This is a genomic window from Pseudomonas sp. PAMC 26793 (assembly GCF_000313235.1).
Classification (GTDB): domain Bacteria; phylum Pseudomonadota; class Gammaproteobacteria; order Pseudomonadales; family Pseudomonadaceae; genus Aquipseudomonas; species Aquipseudomonas yamanorum.
Map to the genome: position 1 here is coordinate 122766 of NZ_AMXG01000045.1, position 24698 is coordinate 147463.

A 24698-nucleotide genomic window follows, 5' to 3' on the forward strand; every position below is an offset into this window, starting at 1 on the left:
GCTTAGAAGTTGACCTGGTCGCGCCCTTTCAGCCCGAGGATTTCCCGCGCTTCATCCGGCGTGGCGACCCGGTGGCCGAGGGCTTCGATCACTGTGCGAATGCGCCGTACCTGGTCGGCGTTGGACGCGGCGAGCTTGCCCGGGCCATCCCACAGCGAATCTTCCAGGCCGACCCGGGCGTTGCTGCCCATGGACAGGCCCATGGTGGCCAACGGGATCTGCCCACGGCCGGCGCCGAGGATCGACCACACGTAGTCGTCGCCAAACAGCCGGTCGGCGGTGCGGCGCATGTGAGCGAGGTCTTCTGGATGGCCGCCGATACCGCCGCGCAAACCGAATACCGACTGGATAAACAGCGGTGGCTTGAGCAGGCCGCGCTCCAGGAAGTGGGCGGCGGTGTACAGGTGGCCAATGTCGTAGCACTCGATTTCAAAACGTGTGCGGTTCTCGGCGCAGGAATTGAGGATGTGGGTAATGTCGCGGAAGGTATTGCGAAAAATCCGGTCGTCGCTTTCTTCCAGGTACGGACGCTCCCAGTCGTGCTTGAACTCGGTAAAGCGGTTGAGCATTTCATAAAGGCCGAAATTCATCGAGCCCATGTTCAGCGAGGCCAGTTCCGGCTTGAACTGCATCACCGGTTGCAGGCGCTCTTCGACGCCCATGGTCGGTGCGCCGCCAGTGGTGATGTTGATCACCACGTCGCTGGCGGCTTTGATCTGCGGCAAAAATTCGGCGAACAGCGCGGGGTCCTGGCTGGGACGGCCATCGATGGGATCACGGGCATGCAGGTGGACAATGGCGGCGCCGGCTTCGGCGGCACCGATGGCGGCGTCGGCAATTTCCTGCGCGGTGATCGGCAAATGCGGCGACATCGACGGCGTATGGATGGCACCGGTGACGGCGCAGGTGATGATGACAGGACGATTTTTGGACATGACGATTCTCCGACTTTTATTCTTATGAAAAAAAATCCCGGGTGTGGCTTGTGTGTTCTTCCTTGGCTAAACGCTGACGCGGCCTACAGGTATTCGACGTTACCGTCGACACTGATCGCTTGGCCGGTGACATTGCGGGCGGCGGGCGAGCAGAGAAACAAGGCCATGGCCGCGACGTCTTCGGCGGTGACCATGCGCTTGAGGGAGATCTTGTTGAGGTATTCCTGGCGCATCTCGGCTTCCGGTACGCCGACCTGCTCGGCACGGGCGCGGATCACGCCGTCCATGCGCGGGCCTTCGACGATGCCGGGCAGCAAGGCGTTGACGCGAATGTCGCTTTCGCCCAGCTCCGAGGCCAGGGATTTCATCAGGCCGACGATGGCCCATTTGGTCGCGGCGTACGGCGTGCGCCAGGCGTAGCCGAGTCGCCCGGCGACCGAGGCGATATGCAGCAGATGGCCGTGGGACGATTCCTTGAGCATCGGCACTGCGTGGTGGGCAAAGCGGTATTGCGCCGTCAGGTTGATGTTGATCGTGGCTTGCCACTCGGCATCGCTGATGGCGTCGATACCGCCAGTGGGCCCGGCAATCCCGGCGTTGTTGACCAGCACATCCAGCCCGCCGAATTGCTCGCGCTGCACCTGGAACACCGCCTCGATCTGCGCGGCATCGCTCACGTCGGCACGGGTGGCAACGGTGCCCGGGTACTTGTCGCGAAACGCCGCCAGGGCCGGTTCGCTGATATCACACACATGCACCTTGGCGCCCGCCTCCAGATAGGCCGCCGCCAACACTTCACCGATACCGGCAGCCCCGCCGGAAATCAACACACGTAACCCAGGATAGGGCTGCAGCCGCTGTAGGACACTCATGCACGTTTACCTCCTGAAACAGACGACCGCGAACGGTCGTTCTTGACGAGCAGGCGCGCCAGGGAATCGGCGGCCTGCATGATGTCATCGGTCACGGCAGCGCGGGCGCCAGCGCCATCGCGGGCGGCCAGGGCCTCGACGATGCGCGTATGCGCCTCCATCGAGCGCTGCAAGTGAGCTTTATCGGGAGCGACCAGGGCAAAACACGGGCCCATGTGCAGCCAGAAGTTTTCCACGGCGGCCATGGTCAATTCGGCTTGGGCGACGGCATAGATCCGACGGTGAAAGGCGAAGTTGGTCCACAGGTAGCGGGAAACGTCGACCTCGTCGGCGGCCTGTTGCATCTGTTGGCAGAGGTCAGAGATTTCGTCGAGGTCGGCTTTTTCCAGGAGCAACACGGCTTTTTCTGCCAGCAAACCTTCCAGGGCGACCCGCGCATCGCGGATTTCCCGCAGGCGTTCGACCGTCATCATGCGTACCCGCAGACGGGAGGTTTCGGTGACTTCAAAAGCGTTTTCGGCGCTGAGGCGCTGGAGGGCTTCGCGCACCGGCATGGGGCTGGAGCCGAGGGCTTCGGCGAGGCCGCGGATGGTGAGTTTCTGGCCGGGCTGGAAACGACCACTCATCAAGGCTTCGCGAATCTGGCGATAGACCTGGTCTTGCAAGGTGTCGCGGGACACTTGGCGCAAGGTGGGAAGGAGGAGCGGGCCATCTGTCATGAGTCAAAACCTGTGTTGTCGTTCTTATGGCTCCAATATGTGATCACAAATCAAATATGTCAAATAGTTTCCCGTTGACCATGAGTGTGACGCTGACTTAAATGGGCTCTCTCTCAAGCAAGGACCGCTGAACCATGAAATTCGCCTACACCATCGTCTATGTGCCGGACGTCGCTGCCTCCCTGCAGTTCTTCGAAAAAGCCTTCGGTTTGAGTCGTCGTTTCCTGCATGAATCGGGGACGTATGGCGAGTTGGAGACGGGTGGCACCACCCTTTCCTTCGCGGCCCATGAGTTGGGCGAGATCAACTTCAAGGGCGGGCATGTGGAGGCGCATGCCTCACAGCAGCCGCTTGGGATGGAGTTGGGGTTTGTTACTGAAGATGTGTCAAAGGCCCATGCCAGAGCGCTGGCGGCGGGTGCGAAAGAGCTTGCTGCGCCGAGCACCAAGCCTTGGGGGCAGGTGGTGTCGTATGTGCGGTGCCCGGATGGCACGCTGGTGGAGTTGTGTACGCCGATTCAGTGAATTTTAGCCAGGTTGAACGTGGCGAGGGAGCTTGCTCCCGCTGGAGTGCGAAGCGCTCCCAAAAATCTTGGGGCCGCTGCGCAGCCCAGCGGGAGCAAGCTCCCTCGCCACAGTGAATTGCCTGCATCAGGGCTTGAGCGGGCGCTCCTGGTCGCGCTCGGACAGTTCGGTGCCATCGTCCGGATGCTTCCAGGTCTGCGGCTTTTCTTCCTCGCGACGCTGCCTGGCGCGCTCCTGCTCCAACTCATCACGTTGCTTGTGTTCGTTGCTCATACCCACCTCCCGTCCGTAAGAATTGGACACAATGGACAAGCATAGATGAGGGAGCGGTTTTGTGTGATCCCAGTCATTGATAACCAAGGCACATCAATCCATGTAAACAACTCACTTATCATTTCTAAATGTGTCAGCCACTATCCGCGGTCTTAAGCGAAACAAGCACTTCAAAAAGAACGCTGGAGACACAAGAAAATGCAAAACCCTTCACGACCTGACTCTGCCCGCTCAAAAGTCGGCGCGGTCTTTCGCGTCACCTCCGGCAACTTTCTCGAACAGTTCGACTTCTTTCTGTTCGGCTTCTACGCCACCTATATCGCCGCTGCCTTCTTCCCTGCCGCCAATGAATTTGCGTCATTAATGATGACCTTCGCCGTGTTCGGCGCGGGCTTTTTGATGCGTCCGCTGGGAGCCATCATCCTCGGCGCTTACATCGATGATGTGGGCCGTCGCAAAGGCTTGATCGTGACCCTGGCGATCATGGCCAGCGGCACCCTGCTGATCGTACTGGTACCGGGCTATCACACCATTGGTTTGTGGGCACCGCTGCTGGTGTTGATGGGCCGTCTGTTGCAAGGCTTCTCGGCCGGTGCCGAACTGGGCGGTGTGTCGGTGTACCTGGCCGAAATGGCCACACCGGGCCGCAAGGGCTTCTACACCAGCTGGCAATCGGGTAGCCAGCAGATCTCCATCGTGGTCGCGGCCGCCCTGGGTTATGGCCTGAACCAGTGGATGGAACCGGCCGTGGTTGCCGATTGGGGCTGGCGCATTCCGTTCGCCATCGGCTGCGTGATCATCCCGTTCATCTTCGTCCTGCGCCGCAACCTGCAGGAAACCGAAGAGTTCGCCAACCGCAAGCATCGCCCCACCATGCGCGAAGTGCTGGCCACCCTGGTGAAGAACTGGACCATCGTAATCGGCGGCATGATGATGGTGGCGATGACCACCACTGCCTTCTACCTGATCACCGTGTACGCGCCGACCTTCGGCAAGACCGTGCTTAACCTGACTACCTCCGACGCCCTGCTGGTGACCTTGCTGGTAGCCGTGTCGAACTTCATCTGGCTGCCCATCGGCGGCACCCTGAGTGACCGTTTTGGCCGCAAGCCGGTGCTGATCGCCATGACCGCCCTGACTGTGCTGACCGCCTACCCGGCACTTTCCTACGTGGTCAATGCGCCAAGCTTCGCGCATATGCTGGAAACCCTGCTGTGGTTCTCCTTCCTGTACGGCATGTACAACGGCGCGATGATCCCGGCCCTGACCGAAATCATGCCGGTGGAAGTGCGCGTGGCGGGCTTCTCCCTGGCCTACAGCCTGGCGACCGCGATCTTCGGTGGTTTTACCCCAGCGATCTCAACCTGGTTTATTCACGAGACGGGCGACAAGGCATCGCCGGCCTACTGGCTGATGTTCGCCGCACTGTGCGCCCTGTGCGCGACGTTTGCGCTGTATCGCCGCGCCAGTGCCCGTCTGCAAGTTGCCTGAGGAATCACGCTGATGAAAACCCTATTCAAAACACTGGCGGCACTGGCAATCGGTTCGCTGGCGATGGTCGCCCACGCAGAAGAGCTGAAAGTCATGACCTCCGGCGGCTTCACCGCCGCCTACAAGTTGCTGGGTGCGCAATACGCCACCCAGAGCGGCGACACTCTCGACACCATCCTTGGTCCGTCGATGGGCAAGGCGCCGGAAGCAATTCCCAACCGCCTGGCCCGTGGCGAACACGCCGACGTGGTGATCATGGTCGGCTACGCCCTGGACGAACTGATCAAGCAAGGCAAGGTCGACAAAGCGTCCCGCGTTGAACTGGCGGACTCGCGCATCGGCCTGGTGGTCAAGGAAGGCGCAACCAAGCCTTCGATTGCCACCGATGCCGAACTGAAGACGGTACTGACCAACGCCAAGTCCGTCGCGTACTCGGACAGCGCCAGCGGCGTCTACGTCGAAAAGGAACTGTTCAAGAAACTCGGCATGCCGCCCAAGGGCACCATGATCGAACGCATCCCGGTGGCCTCCCAGGTCGCCAAGGGTGACTACGAGGTGGGCTTGCAGCAGGTGTCCGAACTGCTGCCGATTCCAGGCGTGACCTACGTCGGAAAAATCCCTGAAGACGTGCAGTCCGTCACCCGTTTTGCCGCCGGCATTCCGGTGAACGCCGAACACCCCGAGCAGGCGAAAAAACTCCTGCAATTCCTCGCCTCGCCCCAGGCGCAACCCGTGGTGCAATCCACCGGCCTGGATTCGGTCTCACACTGACCGGAACGGCATCTCCCGCGTCAACCGCTCCAGTTCCAGTGCCGCCGGCGTCAACGTACGCCCGCGGCGCTTGATCAACCCCACGTTGCGCACCACCTCCGGCTCCACCAGCGGCACACTCGTCAGAATCGGGTGCTTGCCGCCTGGCATCGCAATCGACGGGACCATCGCCACCCCCAACCCCGCCTCCACCAGCCCGATCATCGTAGTGACGTGATGGGTCTCGCAGATGCTGGGCTTCTTCACCCGCACCCCGCGCAGGGCCTGGTCGAGCAAGAAGCGATTGCCTGAGGTCTTGTCCACGGTGATGTAGTTGTGCTCGTACGCCTCGGCCCACGTCACACTGGCGCGGTCCGCCAGCGGATGCTCCCGGCGACAGGCCAGCACATACCGCTCCTGCAACAACAGCTCGAACTCCACGCCGTCCGCCAGGCTGCCGCTGAAACTCACGCCGAAATCCGCCTCGCCGCTTTCCACCGCCGCACACACCTCGCCCGCACTCGCGTCAAATACTCGCAGACGAATCTTCGGATAGAGCTTGTGGAATTCGGAAATCACATGGGGCATGAAGTAATACGCCGTGGACGGCACGCAGGCGATGGTGACATCGCCCATGCGGGTCGAGGCGACGTTGCTGATGCCCATCAGGGCGATGTCCAGGTCATCGAGCATGCGCTCGACCTGCGGCAGAAAGGCACGGCCAACCATGGTCAGGCTGACCCGGCGCGTGGTGCGTTCGAAGAGTTTGACGCCGAGGGCAGATTCGAGCTTTTCGATGCGCCGGCTGAGGGCCGGCTGGGAGATACGAATGGCTTCGGCCGCCGCACGGAAACTGCCCTTCTCTACCACGGCACGGAAGGCTTGGAGGTCGTTGAGGTCGAAGTTGATGATCATCGAGTAGGCCGTTGGGTAGTCGCGGGTGACGTCATTATGGGGGACAGCGGCTTGTACCCGCCTGAAAAAAGCAAGGTGATGTTGGGCCCTGTGCTTGATACGGTGGCGGACGCGTGCAAATCCTCTTCACAAATACCTATCGGCAGTCATCAATGGATAAAACAATAAAAAGGGCTCATGCAACCCACTCGCCTTATCGAGCACTCCGATCGGGTTTATGGCTATCGGGCCTGCTGTGCACCGTCACCCTGGGCTTCTTCGCCTGGCAAAGCTTTTACCCGGTCAGCGCCGCCGATGGCTGGAGTGTTCAAGTAGTCCACCGCGATGTGGAAAAGGCCGCATCACTGATGCCGATGCCCGACGGCTCGCTGATGGTGAGCCAGGAATTGAGCAACGGGCTTGGCAGTATCGTGCGCATCTTGCCCGACGGAAAACGCGAACTGGTGGTAGGCAATCTCTCCAAGCCCGATGGCATGGTCGCCACTCAGGGCGGCTGGGTGTTCAGCCAGGAAGTGGATGGCGCGCCGGTCAGTTTCCTCAAGGACGGCGTCGTCACTGAGCTGTTCAGGGGAGACAGCGTGCAAGGGCTGTGGGACGACGGTGAGTACCTCTACGCCATCGAAGACCGCAAGGTAGCTGCCCGGATCCTGCGCTATCGCTGGAGCGACAAGACACTGAGCGTCGTGCGTGACCAACTCAGCGAAGGCGAGTCGATTGTTCGCTGCACGGATGGGCGCATGCTCTACACAGAAAAGAAGAAGGGCGTGGTCCGAGAGCTGACCAGCGACGGCAGCGACCCGGTGGTGCTGGGCCAACTGAACAAACCCACCTTCCTGATGTGCGATGAACGCGGGTTATGGATCAACGAGGATTCCACACACCGCGCGCGTTTGTTGTTGATCGACAAGCAAGGACGCCAGCAGACGATTCTGTCTTTCCTGAAGGCGCCACAGTCGATTGTGCGTACGACAAAGGGAACGTACCTGGTGGCCGAAGGGGGTCGTGACCGTATCCTGGAACTGGTGCCGTCCGTGACACGGGCAGACCCGGTTACAGCTGAAACCGCGCCACCGCCTCGTTGAGCGACACGGCCAAGCGCGCCAGCTCTTGGCTCGACCCGTTGATCTGCCCCGCTCCCGAAGACGATTGCGCGGACAGGTCACGAATATTGACGATGTTGCGATCCACTTCCTTGGCCACTTGCGCCTGCTCCTCGGCGGCGCTGGCGATGACCAGGTTGCGCTGGTGAATCTGATCGATGGAGTCGGTGATCTGGCTCAATGCGCCACCGGCGCCTTCGGCCAGGATCAAGGTTTCGCTGGCACGCTGGGTGCTCGACTGCATTGAGGTCAGTGCCTCGCTGGAGCCACTGCGCATCGCGGTCACCATCTGGTCGATTTCCAGGGTCGATTGCTGGGTGCGATGGGCCAGCGCACGCACTTCGTCGGCCACCACTGCAAAGCCACGCCCGGACTCACCGGCACGCGCAGCCTCGATGGCGGCGTTCAGGGCCAGCAGGTTGGTTTGCTCGGCGATGGAGCGAATCACATCAAGCACCTTGCCGATGTCCCGCGATTGATCGGCGAGGTTTTGCACCAGGTTCGAGGTTTCACCGATGTTGGTGCTCAGCGCCTGAATCGCGCTGACGGTTTCGCCGACGCGCTGCTGGCCGTCGCGGGCCGTTTCATTGGAGAGGCGGGTGGATTCGGAGGTGGAAACGGCATTGCGTGCCACCTCATCGGCGGCGGAGGTCATCTCGTTGACCGCCGTGGCGGCTTGCTCGATTTCAGCGGTCTGCTTTTGCAGGCTGCGGTTGCTCTGGTCGGTGATACCGTTGAGGTCGGTGGCCGAGGCCGCCATTTGCCCGGCCGACTGGCGAATCAACTGCAAGGTACCCCGCAGGCTGCCTTGCATGCTCTGCAGTGCCACGAGCAGGCGCGTCACTTCGTCGTCGCCGGTGACTTCAACGGTCTGGGTCAGGTCGCCCCGAGCGACGTTTTCCGCGGCACGCACCGCGTGGCTCAGGGGCCCCACAATGCTGCGCGTCAGCAACCACGCCAGGGCCACGGTGCTCAACGCCGCCAGCAGCACGAAGCCGAAGACCATCGTGCGTGAGCGGCTGTACTGCGCCTGCGCGGTCTGGCCCTGCAGGTTGATCTGGGCGTTGTAGTAGTCGGCCAAGGCATTGAGCTGATTGCCGGAACCGTCGACCACGGTTTTCATGTCCACCAACAGCAACTTGTTCAGCTCGGTGGTCTGCTGCTTGTCGGCGAGGATGAATGACTGAGTGAGACCTTGCTGATACTGACGCAGGGAGACCTGGAACTGATCATAAAGATTGCGTACCTCGGGGGTATCAATCACCGCATTCAGGTCGGCCAGTTTCTTCGTCAGGTCCTGGCTGCGGGTGTCCATCTGGCTACGGTATTGCGAGAGGCTCGCCGGGTTGGGATCAAGGGCCATGCGCAGGGAAATGGTGCGGATGCGCAGCATGATTTCGCGAATGTCCGAGACCAGGCGCATCTTGGGCACCAGGCCACTTTCAACCTGCACGGCGCTTTCGCGGATGCTCGCCATGTTCGAGAGTGCAAAGAACCCCAGCAGCGCCACGAGCAAGGCAATCAAGGCAAAACCGAGACCCGCGCGGCGGGCGATGGACAGGCTGCGGAGCGACATGGCGATTGTTCTCATTATTGGCATACGACATCGTATGACAGAGTTTCGGCCAGCCAGGGCAGGACTTGAGCGCAATTCGTGCAAGTTGCCAGATATAAAATTTCCCACGAAAAAGCCCGCTGGCTTTTAGCTACAGCGGGCTTTGCGGGGCGTCGTTGGCGTTCACGGGTTGGCGGGTTTATCAGCTGCAAATTGACGGTCGAGTACCGAGTCGACCAACGCCTGAGCATTCTCGATCAACTGGGCCAGCCCCATGGTTAATCGATAGTGAATGCTGTCTTGGCCATCGGCGCAGCGGTAGGCCGTTTCCAGCGCTGACGACAGGATTTCGGTGGCGTTGGCCAGTGCTTCTTCGGTGCCTACATCCGCACCTACGAGGAAGATTTTGCGTGGTGGGCGCTCGTCGATTTCAGCCGATTCGGGCGCAGGTTCACTCAGGTAATAATCAAGCGCTCTTTGCGCCGCGTCGGACATTTTTCCGTCAGTGAGTTTGTCGTGCGCGCGAGCGCCGAAAGAATCAGGGGGATTGGGGGTAATCTTTTTCATGGTGTAGCTCCTGTATGTAATCGGAGCTGCCATTCCCCTGCTGTCAAACAGGATTGGGTGGCAGCTGTACGCGGGTTGACAGACCGGTATACAGGACCCGGCGCACCCGAAGATGCCCCACGTACAGCCGCCATAAAACGACGCCACAGCTAAAGCAGCCTGTAATCGTATGGAGGTTGTACACCTGTAAATCGGTCTGTCAAAACCGGTCGCCATGGAGGCGACGGGGCGAAGGTTACCGCCGTGCCTCTGGCAGCGCAACCCTGCACTGGCAGCTAAAGAATCAGGCTACAGACATCACTGAAAGGATGTAACTAGCAAGGCACCTTGCGCCCTCTTGCCTCCTACTGCGATGACTATCTGTTACTAACCGTTATCGGGCCTGATGCCCACAGTCGGGCCGAGTGGGGCTCATTTCTGCGCACCGTGCATAGCGATGGGGTTGCGCCTTGGATACTCGGGCGAGTCGTCTATCCCGATAGTGATGATTGAGTGTCGTATTTCTAGGCGGACAACGCCTTCTCGGCACTGCGCGCCATGATCTGCAAATCTTCAAACGGATTTCTGCCAATCAACATGAAGGCGTGAGACGGGCTGGACCAAAACACCACGTTCATGCCCCGGCGCTGTTCGGTGGCCATGGCCACGGCTCCTTTCTTCGCCGCCGTAATGCACAGCGCCAGCGGGCCGTGCCGCGCGTCGAGGTAAGTCAGTTGGCCGATCAGTACGCCGTCATAATCGAGGATTTGTGCACGGCGAAATTCGGCGCCGGGCAGGTGCACTGCATCCGGGCTCAACGGCAGGCCGAGCTGGCTCCCGACCGAACTCAGTTGGGCGATATGGGAGTCGGGGTCAGTGCTGAGGTTTTCCAGGGTCCGGGGCGTGTAGAGCGCCATGTATTCGGCGACCGAGGCACGCCAGCCCGAACCGGGCTCTGGTCGGGGCCAGGTCATGAACAGTCGATCAGCGACCACGCCGGCCACCGCAAAGCTTGCCGCAACCGCGAGAAACCTGCGCCGACTCAGGGTGGGTGTTTGTGCTGCCGGCAAGGCGCCGAGCATCGCCTGCAAACGTTCGGCAGGGGCTTGGTCGAGAACCGAATCAAAGGCGGATTTGAACGGTAACTCACCACGCTTGAGCTGCTCCAAGCGGGCGGTCACGATGGGATCGATGCCCAGCAGGTTATCGATAAGCTGGCGCTGCTGCGGGTCTAACTCGCCGTCCAGATAAGCCACCAGCAGTTCATCCGACGGTGGTGTATTTTGAGTCATCGTCGTTCTCCGCTCGATTTATCCAACAAGCCGCTTGAGTGCGCCGTTTCAGCCAGTTTCAAGCGCGCAGCGGCCAGCCGGCTCATCACCGTTCCCACGGGAATATGCAGGACTTCGGCAATTTCCTTGTATGAAAGCCCTTCTACGTAGGCCAAAAACACCGTCTCCCGCTGGGCTTCAGGCAACGCATTGACGCGCCTGATCACCTGCGCGGCCAGCACTTGATCCTGGGCCAGGGTTTCGCCGTCGAATGACAACTCCTGCTCGGCATCGACAAACCCCTGCCCTTGCCGTACCCGTTGTGAGCGCAATTCGTTGAGCCAGATCGAATGCATGATCGTCAGCAACCAGCGGTCCAGCCGCGTGCCGACCATGAACTGGCCTGCACGCTCCAGTGCCCGCACGCAGGTGGCTTGCACCAGGTCATCCGCCACATGCTTTTGTCGCGACAGCACCAACCCGTATCGCCATAAACGTGGCAATAGCTGGCTCAACTCACGGCGCAACTCAGCGTCTTGGGTGATGGTGATCTCCCGACTGTTCGCTCACGGGTTCAAGCCTGAGGCGCGGCGGCGATGGCTTCGGCCAGGTCTTCGTATTCTTCGCAGGTGGTGCTGCACAAGGCTTTGATTTTCACCAGTTGCTCCTGGGCCAGGTCCACACGGCCCTTGATGACGTAGGCCTCACCCAGGTACTCACGGACTTGTGCGTAGTTGGGGTCCAGTGCCACGGACTTCAGGTAGTAACTGATGCCTTCATCGGTGCGCCCCAGTTTGCGGGTGGCGTAGCCGCGGTAGTTCAGGGCCTTGGCGGTGTTCGGGTTCTGCAGGGTGTCGAGCAGTGACAGGGCTTCTTCATAACGCCCATCCTTGGCCAGGCGATAGGCGTAGTCGGTGCGGTCGGCGTCCGACGTGGCTTTGCTGGTTTGCAGCACGCACTTGCCGGTCTTGGTATCCCAGACCTGGCCTTTGGGGCAATTGGGTTTGGGTGGCGCCGACTCGTCACCGGAAGCGTGAGCCTGCCCGGCCAGTAATGCGGCGGCCATACAGGCACCGAAGAACAGAGCGGTGCGGTAACCAACGGCGTGTTCGGGACGATTCTTCATGGCGTTCATGCTCCGTAACGATAGGAAAAGTACAGCAGCAAACTCAGTGTTGAAGATCGCCCCGAGGGCCGGGCAGCATGCGGCGCAGCGTGCTGTCGCGCTGGATGTAGTGATGCCACAGCGCGGCGCAGGCATGCAGCCCCGCGAGCACGATGATCGCCCACGCGACGTTGTTGTGCAGGCCACCCAGGGTGCCACGCAACTCGTGATCAATCACAAATGGCGCGGGGACGGGGAACAGGCCGAAAAAGCTGAAAGGCTCGCCTTGGGCCCAGCGGAACAGGAAGCCCAAGATCACCTGCATCAGTAGTAACAGGTATAGACAGCCGTGGGCGATTTTGGCGGCCACGTTAAGCGCTGGGTGATTGTCGGCCCTTGGGTGATTGCCGCCAAACAGACGCCAGAGGATACGTGCAGCGATCAGCACTGCCATGGCGATGCCGAGGGAGATATGGACGGATTGCAGGCCCTTGCGCAGCGGCGTGCCTTTTTCCAGGTTTTCCCAGATATGGGCGCTGGCGAACATGAAGATCACCAGGGTGGCGGTCAGCCAGTGGAAAGTGCGGGTCAGGCGGTCGTAGCGGTCGGCGGGGCTGTTCATGGGCGTTTCCTGGGTGGTCTGTGTGGTGAACACCGCAGCAGGAAAACTTATTCAGAGGGAGAGTAAAATTCACAGATTAGACCTGTTTATTTTCCAACCCCGCATCCTTGGTCAAAATATGCGAACTAAATGCTAGAAACTCCCCCAGGTGTTTTGTGATGATCGCTACGGTAATCGGCAGTTGAAGCGTCTGGTACTCGTGAACAGCAATGTTACGGAACCCGACCATGTTCTTCAGGTTGGTCAGCAACGCAGGATTGACCCAACCGCCCTGGCATAACAACTCAAACACGTCACGAGCGCCTTGTGGAACGCCCAGGCGGTCACGACGAATCAAGTGCTGGCCCATGTCCAGCGCTGCCTCACAGGCACGCTGAATATTCAAAATCGCCGCATCCTGGCGCGTGAAATCTGTGGCGAAGCTGGTGGGATCTTTATCGTATTCCTGACGGGCGCGCGCAACGCACCGCTCAATGCTGGCTGCTTTATTGATGAGAACATCATCGACCATAAACTTTCCCTTCCTTCTGGATATCCGCCAACAACTCAGCCCTTGCCGTGTCCAGCGCGGTTTTTTCGCTCAGGACGTAGCTCTCGAATAGACCCGCCTGGACGTTCCCGGACCAGAGCCGACGCCCAGTGGTCAATACTTGGTATTGCATTACTGTTGAGGCTGCGCGCAAATCAAGCAAGTCGACTGGAACTCCAACTATATCGGCCAACTCCCCGGAGAGCTGCCATAGCAATAAAGGCTCGACCACTCCCGCAGAAAGGACCGCAACATCCAGATCACTCTCACTACCTGCCTCACCCGTCACTTGGCTACCGAACACATACACAGCCAATAGTTCGGGAACTTCAGCCTGCAAACGCGCCAGTACTTTTTTAAAATTCATGACTGATGTCCGAAGCGCCAATTAACGAAGACCGTAGCAGAATTCATTATGCAGTTTCTGACTGAAAGCAAAAAACCCCCGACAACATTGAAGTTATCGGGGGTTTTTCATTTTTCAATAATGGCGGAGAGATAGGGACTCACCACCCGCCACGAAAAAACCCATTAACCATTGTACCACAGGGCTTTCCATGTGAATCTACGTAGAATCTTTACGTAGAATTGGCCGCTGGTAGGTGATCATGGCAAAGGCAAACAACCTAGAACTCCAAGGCGGCACATACCACGTAAGGCTGGACGTTCCGAAGGACGTACGGGAAGCATTTGGCGGTCGCCGGGTGCTATCCCAATCGTTGAAAACGGGATCGAGAGAAGAGGCACTATACCGTCGCCTGCCTATCCTTCACGCTTGGAAAAGTCAGATAAAAATCGCACGGCAAGGCAAACAGTTGCCGGATGGTTGGCAAGACAACGTAGCCATGATGGTTGAGCAACTTGACCAAATGGCTACTAGCGCCAAACGAGAAAGAATCGGCGAGAAAATCCCACCTCTGCCAGTCCCTGATCCCGAAGCGGTGAAGCAGGCGATGGAAAACCCGGAGGTAGTAGCAGCCCTTAAAGCGATGATTGAGCGCCGCAGTGGTGAGCCAATGGGGATGATCAGGCTTGAGGATGACCTAGCCGACATGTTCAAGGGGTTTGTGGGAAGACGACTTACCGAACGTCACAACCTCACTCCTGATCAGAAGGACGAACTGGCAGTCCTCATCAAAGACCCTTCCAGTTACAAAGCTCGCTCCCCTATCACCAAGACACGTCTGGCAGCATTCCGCACATACCGCCTTGAACATCACGTAGCACTCAAGACGGTTAACCAGCAGGAAGCGAAACTGTTGAGCCTATCGGACCATCTTCAACAATCCGGTAGTCCTCTCGACTTCGATGCAGTTAGCACTTGGTTGCAAGGTATGACGCTCAGCAGCAAAACCAAGCAGCAATACCTGCTCGCGGGTAGTCAATTTTGGCAATGGGCAAGCACACATGAGCCACAGTGGCGTCAGAGCTACAAAGGTCAAGTGAACCCCTTCGAGAAACACACCCTTCCCACCATCAAGGGCAAGGCCAAGAAAGAAGCAGCACGGAAAGCATTCACCATTGAAGAGATTGGCAGCCTTCATGCGGCGGCAAAGGAACAGGGCCTAAGCACACTTGCAGACTTGATCCTGTTGGGGGCTTACAGCGGCGGGAGAATCGAGGAGTTATGCCAGCTTCGCACGGAGAACTTGATCACCCTCGAAGGCGTGACAATGTTCGATATCACGGATTCAAAAACTGTCGCCGGAATCAGACAAGTCCCTGTTCATCCCCAGCTAAAGAAGCTCGTTGCGCGCCTTACCGAAACCTCTACCGATGGATTCTTGGTGCCGTCCGAAAGCAAGAACAAATACGGCATTCGATCAGATGCACTGTCCAAGGCATTTGGCAGATTGAAAACTGCCAACGGGTTTGGAAGATCGCACGTATTCCACTCGATCCGTGCGACGGTTATCACCCAGCTAGTGCGTGCAGATGTGCCAGACAGATTGATCAGAGAGCTTGCTGGTCATGAATCGGGGACGGTGACGTTCGATGTCTATAGCAAGGGCTCATCACCCAAGCAGAAGCTTACAGCGATCAAGAAGCTGCCCACGATCCCAAGCCGTTAGCTGCCCTTGACTGAATCCTACAGCTCACGACCACCCGCCTACACAATCCTTGAAGGCATAAAAAGGTCTAGCATCTGAAGGCTTGCAGAGAACAACTAAGTCCGTCTTAAATTATCCGGATGCAGCGCATACCTTCGCCCTGCTGGGGTGAGGCCAATATAGACCGCGTTACCAGCCAGCTCATCACCGACAAGGCCGCGTGTGGTCAGGACATCTAGAGCGGCTTGTACTGGTAACGGTGTTGTACCGACGCGCTCCTGAAGATCCCTTCTACTGGCGTGCATGTTGTTCTCCAGAAAGCCTGCAATCGTCATCAATACCATATGCTCAAGGTCGTTCAGGGGCGTGTCTACTGGATGCCTCAGCCGGTGAATTTCGCCCTCTGATCGCCGTAGCTCCATCAGTGCGTACGCAAGCGCGGCAATGACGCTCAGACCAGAGATGGTCGTACATACCAAAAGCCAAAGGGGCATCGGAACCTCCTGAAAAAGCCACTCACTACGCTGGACAAGCCAGTCCCACAAGTTTGCCAGAATCGTTATGTCGAGATAGGCATCAAGAATCTTAGTCAGAAGCCAAGTAGCGACGATGCCGCCGATGGGGAGGAGTACAGATTTCTTTAAACTGAAGTTCCAAATAGACATTTATCCGCGCGCCATCCCTGATTTAGTGGCGAGAGGATAGCATTTACGAAAGTCGCGGGTGCACAGCGTGTCAGATGTGCATACTCAGCCTGAAACCGTATTGAGCGCGAGGCGAAGATGGGCACCAAAATGAAAAGGACCTTGGACGAATTCGTTGCCGGATATCAGACCCCCACAGAAAGTGCGTGGATCAACGATCTAGCTATAAGAAGCTTTAGGGATATAGGGGATGGTGATTATATAGCTGCACGACTCGCGCTCAGGGCCGGTCTGCCGACTCAGGCTATTTGGTCCGGATTGCAGGCAATAGAGAAGTATTTAAAGTGCATGCTCCTGTTGGGCAGGGTTAGTTCCAAGAACGTAGGACACAACCTCAACAAGGGCCTGCAGCTCGTAAATGAACGGTTACGATTCGATATTTCGCTTCCGGACCATGAGCGAAGAGTCTTCGAGCATCTAGCCGATTCGGAGGGCGATAGGTATTTAGTATCCTCAGTCTTCTTGCTTCACGACGAACTGCCGGGGCTCGATGCGCTCATTTGGCGACTCCGACAGTATTGCGTCCCGTTGGATATAAAGCACTACAACGACACGCCAAACGAGTCTGTACTCCTAGCCAACCTCGCGGAGCTTAGAGAAAGACTTGAAGGTGCTCCAACTGACGGCTACATCCCTAATGGATTGCTGGAGAAAGTTTTAGCAGAAGAAGGCAAACCCGCCCATGAGGGCCTTGTCTGGCGTAATGCAATGTTCGGCAATGCTGAACCTATTTCCCCTGGTGCAGGGCTGAACCCTTTTGTCGCTATAAATTCGCCCTTGTATCTTCATCCTGAAATCGCACGCCCTGTGAGCGAGTTAATCAGATTGCCTGCCGGGGCACTGCAAGCCTTTGAAACGTTAGCTGCTACCAAGAAGAGGTAATTTTCAGCCATATCTATTGCCCGCCGCTGAACTAGGATCGCAACTCAATGGGCGATTGGCTTGTGGCGGGGGGAAATAACCAAGCCCCCCAGAAATTTGCTGGAACGGCTTAACCGTGGACGCTGACGGTCATCGAAAGCAGTTGCTTCCTGAAAATAAGTCTTGTGCGCCGTGCCGTCGGGATCGCTTCTGGCAGGCGTCGAGCCGAGTGCCTTGGTATCAAATGGAACGAAGCCCGCTCAAGGCGGGCTCTGTGGGGCGTCAAAGTCAGGCTTTCAATTCACGCTTGATCCTATAAACCGTAGCAACACCACAATCCGCCAACTTGGCTACATCATCAGCCGATAGGGTTGGGTTCTTCACGATCAGTGCCTCTACTTTCTTCCACAATTCGGCATTCTTGCCCTTACCGGCTGGCTTCCAGTTGGGATCTTCTGCTCGCTTCTTGGCTAGTCCTTGGTTGATCCGTTCAACACGCTTCTCTTGATCAAGGCGGGCCATGGTCGCCATCAGGTCAAGCAGCATGTTGTTGATCACCTCCATGATTTGCCCAGTTATGCCTTTGTCCTCAACCATCATGTGGGAGGTGGGCAGGTCAGCGATCACCAAGCGAAGGCCCTTCGCCTTGATAGCGGCCCTTAGCGTGTCCCAGTCGCCCATGGAAAGACGGCTCAGCCGGTCTACAGACTCGCAAAGGAGGATGTCTCCCGGTTGAGCTACATCGAGCAGCCTCATCAGTTCAGGGCGGTTGAGCTTCGTCCCACTGATGTTCTCGGCGTAAACGCCTGCAATGGTGAGGTCCTTCCCAACGGCGAATGCTTCAAGGGATCCCTTGGCACGATTAGCGTCCTGATCCTTGGTCGATGCACGAAGGTAGAGGTGGGCGTTCATGGCTGGCTATCCTTTAGCCAATCGATTTGATAGATCAAGGATAATCTATCCGATAACAAAGAGTGGATAGGTATTTGATAGTTGATTTATCTATCGGACGGGCGGTTATCCGACTACTAGAGAAGTCTACTTCTTTGATAGAGATCCAGAGAAAAGGCGAGAAAGCAAAAGCCTCCCCGCCTGAGTGTCATTTCTTCTTGCCGCCGCTCGGTGGCTTCTTCGGAGCAGGATTGTCTTTTTCTTTCACCGTCTCCCTTGGCCTCTTCTCTGCCTCTCGCTCCGTTACATATTCCCCAGTAACCGCATCACGATATCTTGTAGGCATATCAGCTCCTTGGTAGCACGTCGCCACACCGGCGACCATACCGAGGCTAGTTCAGGGAGCTGGGTTAGCAAGGTTGAAGAAACGAGTTTTCAGGCTGGCCTACCGACGCAGCACGCGGATGGCACCGGCGATGCCTTCATTGCTTGTATTGAGAGTTTCAAGGGCGCCAGCAATGTTGCTGTGAGCTGCCTCCGCCCCCTCTTCACGAAGCCACAGGGCTATCTCTTCGATGCAAGCGCCCAAAGCGTTCTGGTTCAGCATAAGCAACTCCAAGGCATCGGCAGTCACTTCGTTCAGGTCATCGTCCATGAGGCATCCTCGGCTGTGGTGCCCGAAATCCTAGACCATCGGCGAGCCGGCCGGGGCCGAGTGTTGCCGTCCGTGGAAAAACGGTGATTCAGGCCCAGAATCGGCATTCTGGTGCTAAAACCTCGATTTGAGCGTAGTCACGGGAAAAAGCTTAACCCTCGCCCCACACACCCCATGGAAACACTAGCGTTCAGCCCTATCGCCTTAGAACTCCGATCTTGGGGCGCCCCCTCGTGCGGGAGGTTATCGTGGGGATATTAGGGGTTTCAGCGGAGGTTTCACTGGGGATATACCGCCACATCGCCAGCATGGATAATGACGTGAGAAAGGAAGCGGATAGTCGGCTCTCCTAGATAATCGTACAAGTGAGGTAGCGATGGATTTCTCACAGCGCATGGGATTTCGGACGGCAGCGAAAATCATCCAAGTTGATGAGATCGACGATGATCTACGTATAGGGCTGTGGAACGCCGTATTTACCCATTACCTAGGGCGATTTGCTCATCGGTATGTGGGTAGTACTGCTACCCGTGGCTCAAACATGGAAGAATTCATGTCTGCGATCCACTCCCGCTACTTCAAAGAGCGCCTTGATCAATTGCCAGTCTTGTACTCCGCAATGGTAGAGAAACTAAGTGATATTTTTGAAGAGGATCACTGGCATCGCGTATATAGCTTCATCGAATTTACGGCCGCACATGGTCCTAATTTCAATAGTGAATACGATGAGTTCTCGACGGCTGACGAATTCATAGCGGAATGCAATCAGACACTTCAACTTGAGAGTTCTGCATTTCGGATCGTGAACGGACTTGTGACTCAGATTACGGACGAAAACGAAATCGCCGAGATAGATAGGGCTTTAATAGTTTCGGATGAGTATGCAGGTGTAAAGACACACCTCCAAACAGCGCTGGCTATGCTTACAGATAGGGATAAACCAGATTACCGAAACTCCATAAAAGAGAGCATCAGTGCGGTAGAGTCGCTGGCAAAACACTTAACAGGTAACCCCCGTACTACTCTAGCACCTGCATTGAGCGAACTTGAAAAACATCATGATCTCCATCCTGCGCTGAAGAGTGCGTTTTCTTCTCTCTACGGTTGGACATCGAATGCAGATGGAATTCGACACGCACTCATGGATGTATCCGAGCTGACCCATGCAGACGCCCGCTGGATGCTGATCTCGTGTTCAGCGTTCATCAACTTCGCCATCGACAGCGCGAAAGGTTAATCACTCCCAGGGCAGAGGGTCCACCGCATACTTTGCCGTATGGACCTGTAGCACCGGTAGGGGCATGTCATCCATCTGCTCATCCAACTCATCAGCGAACGAGCGGAATGTCTTGAGGACTACCACTGCGGGCTTGGCTGCTGTCTCAGCCTGGAGCTGTGACGGCTGTTGCAGGCAGAATGCCACGCGTGGTGGACTCCAGAAAGGGGAAGCACCTATCGGGTCACTCCCATGACAAAGGGTGTTCCACTTCATACGTCGCCGTATGGCCCCACCAAGCACAAGGGTGGCAACAGCGTGAGCTGCAAGCCTGATTCACTTCAATGTCTCCACCTCTCGGTGGACGTATCGCCACAGGACTTCCAGTCCAACCGAAGCCATACATGAAGAAATCACCACAGAACCGCTTCTGCCCTTGATCTTGGATTTTTGTGCATAAAGGAATGCGCTCGCATTCAGTAGTTAACCGTCAGCGCTCGCTGACAACTGCTGCCCATCACCTTCGGTGTAGAAGATCAAAAGCAAGAGCATTTTGGGTTGTGGTGATGCTGGATGTATTTACTGTTGGGCTGATCCGGAATCGGGACGATACGACTAATGTCACGCCATGGGGTGATTCAACTGTAGTGCTCCGCACTGCGTAAAGTCTTCTTATAGGTAAGGGATTTTGAAGGGGCCTTGCCTGCCAAGTGTTGCGGCTTGATTTGTGCGTAAGTTTTTTTGAAAATTTACGCAGCCTTGGTGATGTTCACTTGCTCGTATGGGATTTCCATTTCGGTAAAGCCATCCCTGTACCATTGTTCAATGTATCTGTCACGATTACTGTCAAAGCCCCGAAATATCAGCCGTGGGTTAACCAGTAGCTTGATCTCGCCCGTTCGAATGCCATGGCGGGAAGTGAACACCCGAACAAGATTTGCGTTTACCAGCGGTGTCAGCTTTTTCATCAAGTTGGATTCTAGTACGCCCAGTCCTTTCGCCAAATCCGCCTTTGTCATCATGATGATGTTTCCATACTTTACCAGTCCCCGGAGAGCGACAAGCGTATTCATCATTGGAACGGTGATTCGGCAATCAATCTTGGTGTCACGCCAAACACCATGGGCGTGGTCGCGGGCGTCGATCAGCGTAGAAGTGTTGAGTGGAGGGAGCTTGCGTAGGTCAATTCCGTCGAGAAAGTCGTGTAAGTCATCAACGCTACGGCATAAGTACAGCGGCTGCTGAGGTTTGGATTGGTCGAGATAGATGGAGCTGAACTGGTCGGGGCCGATGATTTCACCGGTAGCGATATCGACAACGTAGCCATCGACGTAGATTCGTGTCGGTTGGTAGGTGCAAGAATGTTCCATAGTATTCTACTGTGGTCAGTTCATTTCATAGGCGAGTGCCTCGGGTAGTTTGCTGGGTCAAAATCCAGACGGCAGAAAACCGACGCCTGACGTTGCACTGGGGCAAGTCGAGATCGTTCGGTTCTGGTTTACTGCAAAGTTATTAATATGCACTTTAAGGCCATATCCGTCAAGTAACTTTACACTTGCAAGCTCCTGTAGTGCGATATGAGAGCTTTTCTCTTGCCAGGCAGCCCAAAGCTCACCTTTCAGCGTACGCGACATCTAGGAAGCTAGCAGTGACTTAGGAATGAAACTTTGCTCTCCTCTCTTAACCAACGCCACTCAGTGACGGGAGTTAAGATAAACAATGAAGACGATCACAACAATGATGACCAACAGTACTTTATTCTTATATTGATCTTTGTTACGAATTTCCTGATACGCCTCCACATCGGTTTTCCCAGATTCTTTATGTTCCAATATTCGACTGATTTTCTTATCAATTCTTCTGTTGTGCCTACTATTCTGCATGGCGACAAGAAACCAAAACACTAGCCACAACCCGGCTGTAGGTATGCATAGGAGTAGATGGAGAATGTGATTGGTAGTCTTCTTCTGCCCGTTCAGCACGTAGATTCTTTCGTTCATGGCTGCTTTCACCTGATAAACAATGAAGGTTGAGCAGCCAAAATATCTGAAATTCAGATATCTGAAAAGCAGATATAGCTTTAGCAGCTAATTCCCATAGCTGACGACCATGCCTAAAACGATCTACAGACGTGAGCACGCTGTGCTCTTGTCACTACTGAAGAAATATCGAAATGAGGCCGGCCTGACCCAGGTCCAATGCTCAAAGGCGCTGGGGCGCCCGCAATCTTTCATGAGCGACGTTGAAAGCGGGACACGCCGCCTGGACGTCATTCAGCTTCGTGATTTGTGCATAGTACTTGGCGTGACGCTCACAAAATTGGCAACCGTGCTTGAAAAACTACTGGCAGAGGAAGGATGAGACTACAGATCCAACCTAACGCCCCAGAGGAACCCGTTTCCACAGCATGAGTAAGGTAAGGAGGGGGCTGTATAAGTATGCGGACGATCGCTCCTTAGCGATTGCCTAGATGTAGCGAGCAGTACCGAATTTCCTCTCGCCACCCACAGGTCTAATCTGGGTACGTACAATGATGGATTGGAACTACTAAATCTGTGGCCCGCGTAATACAAACCCTGTATGGGTTCCTGAAAAACCAAGTACCAATTTCGACCATCACCGACCTAACACATGCCCCTCCTGCCCTTCTCTCCCATCCATAGCATTAGCACTGCTATGCTTCATTTCTTTCAAAACGAGTCACCCACCATTGCTAGCGAGTACTCACTGACGAACGTACTGGAACGTTTTTATCGAAATCAACTGGCCCTGGAAGCGGCATTGATGGAGCTGACTCTTTGGGCTGAGCAGCAAAACGCTTTGGACCTCGGTACGAATGTTCGAGGAGCACTTCAAACGATTGGTGAAAACGCGGGCCATATCAAGCAAGGACTGGCTCGATTGAGGGGGGCGGATCTCTCCTAAATGGCAGCTATCAGCGAGGCCGAAAGCTGTCCTTTGCGAAGGGTAGCGTTGAGTCGATTGCTGCCAGTCAGGCGCAAAATGAATAGCTTTCTCGGTGACTGAATGTAAGAGGACTGAAGACTTATGCCCCTATAAATTGGCGCTTTCAGCCAGTTCAAGAACGCTTCGTAACGATTTTAAACCAACTGGTCGTGCAGAATTTTGCTCAGGATCGCTTTTTCTAACCTACCGCTGGTATTCTCGCTACCCTGATCCACTAATAGGGATATTTTATGACGGGCGCTACACTGACAACGATTGCTTTAACGAACACCCTAAGGCCAATTATCACTGACTTGTATAACGGTGCAAAAGGCAAAGTCAAAACAGGATTGCATAAATGGTCAACTGATTCGGGCATACATAACACCGCATCAACACTCATAGAGCTAAACTACGTAAAGACGATATGGTCAGGAGAGGAAGAAAAACCCCTCGAAGACTTTTACTACCCATCAAAAATAGAACATCAGAAAAAAGCAAAAAAAATCGCCTCTATAGGTGAACTTCCTCCAGGTAATCTAGTAATCGAAGGCATTGTCGGACAAGGAAAATCAATGTTCCTGCGGCATCTTGCCGCGTCGATGATAAAAAATAAAAAACCAGAAAAAATCCCAATATTTTTAGAGCTACGCACGATTACATCAAAGCGTTCACTGCTAGATTCTATATCGCTTTTTTTTGAATCTATCGGCATAAAATACGACGATGAAATTTTCGATTATTTGGCAAAATCTGACAAGATAATTCTACTTTTAGATGGTTTTGACGAAATACCTAGTGAGTGTGTATCAGATGTAATTCTAGAGCTGAACATAATTCAAAGAAAATACAAATCACTAAAAATAGTTATATCTAGTCGACCTAGAAGCAATATTCAAAACGCCTCGGGCTTCAAGGTAGTTAAACTTGTCCCGTTAACAACCAGCGATTACGATCCATTTGTTTCAAAGCTTATAATCGATATAATAAAAAGATCTGATGTAATTGCAGCTTTAGAGAATTGCGCAGAAAGCATCAAGGGTGTGGTACATACACCACTGATGCTGACATTAGTAGTTATGATCTATCAGACTGAAAAAGAAATACCATCAACCCTTTCTGGGTTCTTTGACAAGCTGTTTGGCGTTGTCTTTGCTAAGCACGACAAACAGAAGGCTGGATTTAATAGACAACACTACAGTAACTTATCCGAAAGCGATTTAAAGATTCTTTTCGAAACATTTTGCTTCATGGCCGTACAGAGCAAAATGGGCCGTTCAATGACCAGTTCAGAATTCGACAAAGCATTTGCGGCTGCAAAAAAATACAAAAAAAATATGGTATGCGAAAATGAAAATTTTCGAAAAGACATTATAAAAGTCTCCTGCCTAATGTTAGAAGAAGGACTCGACACGATAACCTTCCTACATAAAAGCATCCTCGACTATCACGCAGCAGCATTCATTCGAGACCTATCAGAAGCGAAAGCAATCAAAATTTATAATTCGACTATCAAAAACTTTCAACAATGGGAGCATGTACTTCAATTTCTTAAAACTATCGACCCTCTTCGATACTCAAAACACTACACCTTAAAATACCTACCAACAGAACTCGAAAAACTTTCAGCCCTTATTGAAGAACAAAACTCAAGCAACCTATTAAACTTTATTGACAAGCTGATGCCGGGCTCGAGAATAGAACTAACTAAGAATAGCGTGGAAAAATTCAGAAGGCCCTTTACTTCATCTTCTGAACTTGACGTGGAAATTTGCAACGCTTTCTTCGTAGCACTCTTTAAACAATGCCAAAATAAAAGTTTTGAAAATTTAATAAAAAGCGCCGCATTTGACGAAGCTGAAAGTTCAGGAAACCGTAAGGTATTCTCCGGTCCAGTGCGCCCCGTACTAAGAGAATTCGGCGACGATGAGATATGGTCGATGCTGAGGAGGATAGAGGCTACAGCGCTTCAATCCCTACAAAAAGCCGCGATAGATATTAATAATGAGATTGAAGAGGACGACCTGCTCGAAGAAATTCTATCTGAAAAGGACGACTAATCTTCCATACGTCTACGGGGGGCCTAATAAACTCGGTGAGGGAAGTGAGATCTGTTCAGCTTCCCAGCTGATGACGAGGTGTACGATTCCATCCACCCGCGCCACTA

Annotated in this window: 27 protein-coding genes and 1 pseudogene; 10 read left to right on the forward strand and 18 right to left on the reverse strand. The window is 55.1% G+C overall.

The genetic code is table 11. From position 1 onward, the window contains the following. Positions 1–2: 2 nt before the first annotated feature. From D109_RS0124590 to D109_RS0124600, 3 genes are all read right to left on the reverse strand, one after another. Positions 3–935 (reverse strand): 3-keto-5-aminohexanoate cleavage protein, encoded by a 933-nt coding sequence (locus D109_RS0124590; protein WP_010176558.1) that lies wholly within the window; start codon positions 933–935, stop codon positions 3–5. Between the two features lie 83 nt (positions 936–1018). Beyond that, a complete protein-coding gene (locus D109_RS0124595; RefSeq protein WP_017479221.1) occupies positions 1019–1807 on the reverse strand; it encodes an SDR family oxidoreductase in 789 nt (262 codons plus the stop codon). Further along, positions 1804–2526, reverse strand: a complete 723-nt coding sequence (locus tag D109_RS0124600; RefSeq protein WP_003211913.1) for a GntR family transcriptional regulator — start codon at positions 2524–2526, stop codon at positions 1804–1806. Before D109_RS0124600 ends, D109_RS0124595 begins: the two co-directional genes overlap by 4 nt. A gap of 134 nt (positions 2527–2660) precedes the next feature. Between D109_RS0124600 and D109_RS0124605 the strand changes: the two genes are divergently transcribed. Next, positions 2661–3050, forward strand: a complete 390-nt coding sequence (locus D109_RS0124605) for a VOC family protein (protein ID WP_017479222.1) — start codon at positions 2661–2663, stop codon at positions 3048–3050. A 126-nt stretch (positions 3051–3176) separates the two neighbouring features. Here the strand turns inward: D109_RS0124605 and D109_RS1000000134660 are convergent, their stop codons facing one another. Then, a complete protein-coding gene (locus tag D109_RS1000000134660) occupies positions 3177–3323 on the reverse strand; it encodes a hypothetical protein (RefSeq protein ID WP_017479223.1) in 147 nt (48 codons plus the stop codon). A gap of 198 nt (positions 3324–3521) precedes the next feature. Between D109_RS1000000134660 and D109_RS0124615 the strand changes: the two genes are divergently transcribed. Together D109_RS0124615 and D109_RS0124620 are read left to right on the forward strand one after the other, a co-directional pair. Continuing rightward, positions 3522–4814, forward strand: a complete 1293-nt coding sequence (locus D109_RS0124615) for an MFS transporter (protein ID WP_017479224.1) — start codon at positions 3522–3524, stop codon at positions 4812–4814. A 12-nt stretch (positions 4815–4826) separates the two neighbouring features. After that, positions 4827–5585, forward strand: coding sequence for a substrate-binding domain-containing protein (locus D109_RS0124620; protein WP_017479225.1), 759 nt, complete (start codon positions 4827–4829; stop codon positions 5583–5585). On the opposite strand, the gene D109_RS0124625 is transcribed toward D109_RS0124620, so the two are convergent. After that, on the reverse strand, positions 5577–6479 hold the full coding sequence (locus D109_RS0124625) for a LysR family transcriptional regulator (protein WP_017479226.1): 903 nt from the start codon (positions 6477–6479) through the stop codon (positions 5577–5579). The two genes, D109_RS0124620 and D109_RS0124625, sit on opposite strands and share 9 nt — an antisense overlap. 230 nt (positions 6480–6709) lie before the next feature. Here D109_RS0124625 and D109_RS0124630 point away from each other — a divergent pair, with 230 nt between their 5' ends. Continuing rightward, positions 6710–7561, forward strand: coding sequence for a hypothetical protein (locus D109_RS0124630; RefSeq protein ID WP_026078203.1), 852 nt, complete (start codon positions 6710–6712; stop codon positions 7559–7561). Here the strand turns inward: D109_RS0124630 and D109_RS1000000135365 are convergent. The 9 genes and pseudogenes from D109_RS1000000135365 to D109_RS0124670 form a co-directional block, all read right to left on the reverse strand. After that, positions 7530–8393 (reverse strand): methyl-accepting chemotaxis protein, encoded by an 864-nt coding sequence (locus tag D109_RS1000000135365; protein ID WP_371103596.1) that lies wholly within the window; start codon positions 8391–8393, stop codon positions 7530–7532. The genes D109_RS0124630 and D109_RS1000000135365 overlap by 32 nt on opposite strands. Beyond that, positions 8388–9179 (reverse strand): annotated as a pseudogene (locus D109_RS1000000135370) (MCP four helix bundle domain-containing protein); the annotation flags it as partial. The gene D109_RS1000000135365 and the pseudogene D109_RS1000000135370, both read right to left, overlap by 6 nt. 138 nt (positions 9180–9317) lie before the next feature. After that, entirely contained in the window at positions 9318–9701 is a 384-nt protein-coding gene (locus tag D109_RS1000000135020) for a DUF6124 family protein (protein ID WP_017479229.1), read from the reverse strand. 503 nt (positions 9702–10204) lie between these two features. Continuing rightward, positions 10205–10972, reverse strand: coding sequence for an anti-sigma factor (locus D109_RS0124645; RefSeq protein WP_017479230.1), 768 nt, complete (start codon positions 10970–10972; stop codon positions 10205–10207). Then, complete coding sequence (locus tag D109_RS0124650) at positions 10969–11466, reverse strand: RNA polymerase sigma factor (protein WP_050555085.1); 498 nt, start codon at positions 11464–11466, stop codon at positions 10969–10971. The genes D109_RS0124645 and D109_RS0124650 overlap by 4 nt, the downstream gene beginning before the upstream one ends. Positions 11467–11525: 59 nt before the next feature. Beyond that, positions 11526–12077 (reverse strand): tetratricopeptide repeat protein, encoded by a 552-nt coding sequence (locus tag D109_RS0124655; protein WP_017479232.1) that lies wholly within the window; start codon positions 12075–12077, stop codon positions 11526–11528. 43 nt (positions 12078–12120) lie between these two features. Next, complete coding sequence (locus D109_RS0124660) at positions 12121–12678, reverse strand: cytochrome b (RefSeq protein WP_017479233.1); 558 nt, start codon at positions 12676–12678, stop codon at positions 12121–12123. Between the two features lie 76 nt (positions 12679–12754). Further along, entirely contained in the window at positions 12755–13189 is a 435-nt protein-coding gene (locus tag D109_RS0124665) for a DUF86 domain-containing protein (RefSeq protein ID WP_017479234.1), read from the reverse strand. Beyond that, complete coding sequence (locus tag D109_RS0124670; RefSeq protein ID WP_017479235.1) at positions 13179–13574, reverse strand: nucleotidyltransferase domain-containing protein; 396 nt, start codon at positions 13572–13574, stop codon at positions 13179–13181. Before D109_RS0124670 ends, D109_RS0124665 begins: the two co-directional genes overlap by 11 nt. A 241-nt stretch (positions 13575–13815) precedes the next feature. Between D109_RS0124670 and D109_RS0124675 the strand changes: the two genes are divergently transcribed. Then, positions 13816–15279 (forward strand): site-specific integrase, encoded by a 1464-nt coding sequence (locus D109_RS0124675; RefSeq protein WP_017479236.1) that lies wholly within the window; start codon positions 13816–13818, stop codon positions 15277–15279. A gap of 95 nt (positions 15280–15374) precedes the next feature. Here D109_RS0124675 and D109_RS0124680 read toward each other — a convergent pair whose 3' ends face one another. After that, positions 15375–15923: a hypothetical protein gene (locus tag D109_RS0124680; protein ID WP_017479237.1), complete on the reverse strand. Its 549-nt coding sequence runs from the start codon at positions 15921–15923 to the stop codon at positions 15375–15377. Positions 15924–16064: 141 nt separating this feature from the next. On the opposite strand from D109_RS0124680, the gene D109_RS0124685 reads away from it, so the two are divergent. Further along, complete coding sequence (locus D109_RS0124685) at positions 16065–16844, forward strand: hypothetical protein (RefSeq protein ID WP_256219575.1); 780 nt, start codon at positions 16065–16067, stop codon at positions 16842–16844. A gap of 267 nt (positions 16845–17111) precedes the next feature. Here the strand turns inward: D109_RS0124685 and D109_RS0124690 are convergent, their stop codons facing one another. Beyond that, the gene (locus tag D109_RS0124690; RefSeq protein WP_017479239.1) at positions 17112–17735 is read right to left on the reverse strand and encodes a recombinase family protein; all 624 of its coding nucleotides are present in this window, start codon (positions 17733–17735) and stop codon (positions 17112–17114) included. Positions 17736–18159: 424 nt separating this feature from the next. Beyond that, complete coding sequence (locus D109_RS0124695; RefSeq protein WP_017479240.1) at positions 18160–18369, reverse strand: hypothetical protein; 210 nt, start codon at positions 18367–18369, stop codon at positions 18160–18162. 376 nt (positions 18370–18745) lie between these two features. On the opposite strand from D109_RS0124695, the gene D109_RS0124700 reads away from it, so the two are divergent. After that, entirely contained in the window at positions 18746–19606 is an 861-nt protein-coding gene (locus D109_RS0124700) for an AbiJ-NTD4 domain-containing protein (RefSeq protein ID WP_017479241.1), read from the forward strand. Positions 19607–20334: 728 nt separating this feature from the next. Here the strand turns inward: D109_RS0124700 and D109_RS0124710 are convergent. Beyond that, positions 20335–20955: a hypothetical protein gene (locus D109_RS0124710; protein ID WP_017479243.1), complete on the reverse strand. Its 621-nt coding sequence runs from the start codon at positions 20953–20955 to the stop codon at positions 20335–20337. 739 nt (positions 20956–21694) lie between these two features. Here D109_RS0124710 and D109_RS0124720 point away from each other — a divergent pair. The 3 genes from D109_RS0124720 to D109_RS0124730 all read left to right on the forward strand — a co-directional run bounded on the left by D109_RS0124720 (position 21695) and on the right by D109_RS0124730 (position 24591). Continuing rightward, the gene (locus tag D109_RS0124720) at positions 21695–21946 is read left to right on the forward strand and encodes a helix-turn-helix domain-containing protein (RefSeq protein ID WP_017479245.1); all 252 of its coding nucleotides are present in this window, start codon (positions 21695–21697) and stop codon (positions 21944–21946) included. Between the two features lie 348 nt (positions 21947–22294). After that, on the forward strand, positions 22295–22510 hold the full coding sequence (locus D109_RS0124725) for a hypothetical protein (protein ID WP_026078206.1): 216 nt from the start codon (positions 22295–22297) through the stop codon (positions 22508–22510). 272 nt (positions 22511–22782) lie between these two features. Next, on the forward strand, positions 22783–24591 hold the full coding sequence (locus tag D109_RS0124730) for an NACHT domain-containing NTPase (RefSeq protein ID WP_081585385.1): 1809 nt from the start codon (positions 22783–22785) through the stop codon (positions 24589–24591). Positions 24592–24698 lie beyond the last annotated feature (107 nt).

What these genes read in the sequence shown, in the direction of transcription:
- D109_RS0124710 (WP_017479243.1), bottom strand. Translation starts at nt 20,955, where the DNA reads ATGGAACATTCTTGCACCTACCAACCGACACGAATCTACGTCGATGGC.
- D109_RS0124665 (WP_017479234.1), bottom strand. Translation starts at nt 13,189, where the DNA reads ATGGTCGATGATGTTCTCATCAATAAAGCAGCCAGCATTGAGCGGTGC.
- D109_RS0124675 (WP_017479236.1), top strand. Translation starts at nt 13,816, where the DNA reads ATGGCAAAGGCAAACAACCTAGAACTCCAAGGCGGCACATACCACGTA.
- D109_RS0124590 (WP_010176558.1), bottom strand. Translation starts at nt 935, where the DNA reads ATGTCCAAAAATCGTCCTGTCATCATCACCTGCGCCGTCACCGGTGCC.
- D109_RS0124720 (WP_017479245.1), top strand. Translation starts at nt 21,695, where the DNA reads ATGCCTAAAACGATCTACAGACGTGAGCACGCTGTGCTCTTGTCACTA.
- D109_RS0124655 (WP_017479232.1), bottom strand. Translation starts at nt 12,077, where the DNA reads ATGAAGAATCGTCCCGAACACGCCGTTGGTTACCGCACCGCTCTGTTC.
- D109_RS0124595 (WP_017479221.1), bottom strand. Translation starts at nt 1,807, where the DNA reads ATGAGTGTCCTACAGCGGCTGCAGCCCTATCCTGGGTTACGTGTGTTG.
- D109_RS0124690 (WP_017479239.1), bottom strand. Translation starts at nt 17,735, where the DNA reads ATGAACGCCCACCTCTACCTTCGTGCATCGACCAAGGATCAGGACGCT.
- D109_RS0124660 (WP_017479233.1), bottom strand. Translation starts at nt 12,678, where the DNA reads ATGAACAGCCCCGCCGACCGCTACGACCGCCTGACCCGCACTTTCCAC.
- D109_RS0124600 (WP_003211913.1), bottom strand. Translation starts at nt 2,526, where the DNA reads ATGACAGATGGCCCGCTCCTCCTTCCCACCTTGCGCCAAGTGTCCCGC.
- D109_RS1000000135020 (WP_017479229.1), bottom strand. Translation starts at nt 9,701, where the DNA reads ATGAAAAAGATTACCCCCAATCCCCCTGATTCTTTCGGCGCTCGCGCG.
- D109_RS1000000135365 (WP_371103596.1), bottom strand. Translation starts at nt 8,393, where the DNA reads ATGCAAGGCAGCCTGCGGGGTACCTTGCAGTTGATTCGCCAGTCGGCC.
- D109_RS0124730 (WP_081585385.1), top strand. Translation starts at nt 22,783, where the DNA reads ATGACGGGCGCTACACTGACAACGATTGCTTTAACGAACACCCTAAGG.
- D109_RS0124620 (WP_017479225.1), top strand. Translation starts at nt 4,827, where the DNA reads ATGAAAACCCTATTCAAAACACTGGCGGCACTGGCAATCGGTTCGCTG.
- D109_RS0124670 (WP_017479235.1), bottom strand. Translation starts at nt 13,574, where the DNA reads ATGAATTTTAAAAAAGTACTGGCGCGTTTGCAGGCTGAAGTTCCCGAA.
- D109_RS0124645 (WP_017479230.1), bottom strand. Translation starts at nt 10,972, where the DNA reads ATGACTCAAAATACACCACCGTCGGATGAACTGCTGGTGGCTTATCTG.
- D109_RS0124680 (WP_017479237.1), bottom strand. Translation starts at nt 15,923, where the DNA reads ATGTCTATTTGGAACTTCAGTTTAAAGAAATCTGTACTCCTCCCCATC.
- D109_RS0124695 (WP_017479240.1), bottom strand. Translation starts at nt 18,369, where the DNA reads ATGGACGATGACCTGAACGAAGTGACTGCCGATGCCTTGGAGTTGCTT.
- D109_RS1000000134660 (WP_017479223.1), bottom strand. Translation starts at nt 3,323, where the DNA reads ATGAGCAACGAACACAAGCAACGTGATGAGTTGGAGCAGGAGCGCGCC.
- D109_RS0124605 (WP_017479222.1), top strand. Translation starts at nt 2,661, where the DNA reads ATGAAATTCGCCTACACCATCGTCTATGTGCCGGACGTCGCTGCCTCC.
- D109_RS0124615 (WP_017479224.1), top strand. Translation starts at nt 3,522, where the DNA reads ATGCAAAACCCTTCACGACCTGACTCTGCCCGCTCAAAAGTCGGCGCG.
- D109_RS0124700 (WP_017479241.1), top strand. Translation starts at nt 18,746, where the DNA reads ATGGATTTCTCACAGCGCATGGGATTTCGGACGGCAGCGAAAATCATC.
- D109_RS0124625 (WP_017479226.1), bottom strand. Translation starts at nt 6,479, where the DNA reads ATGATCATCAACTTCGACCTCAACGACCTCCAAGCCTTCCGTGCCGTG.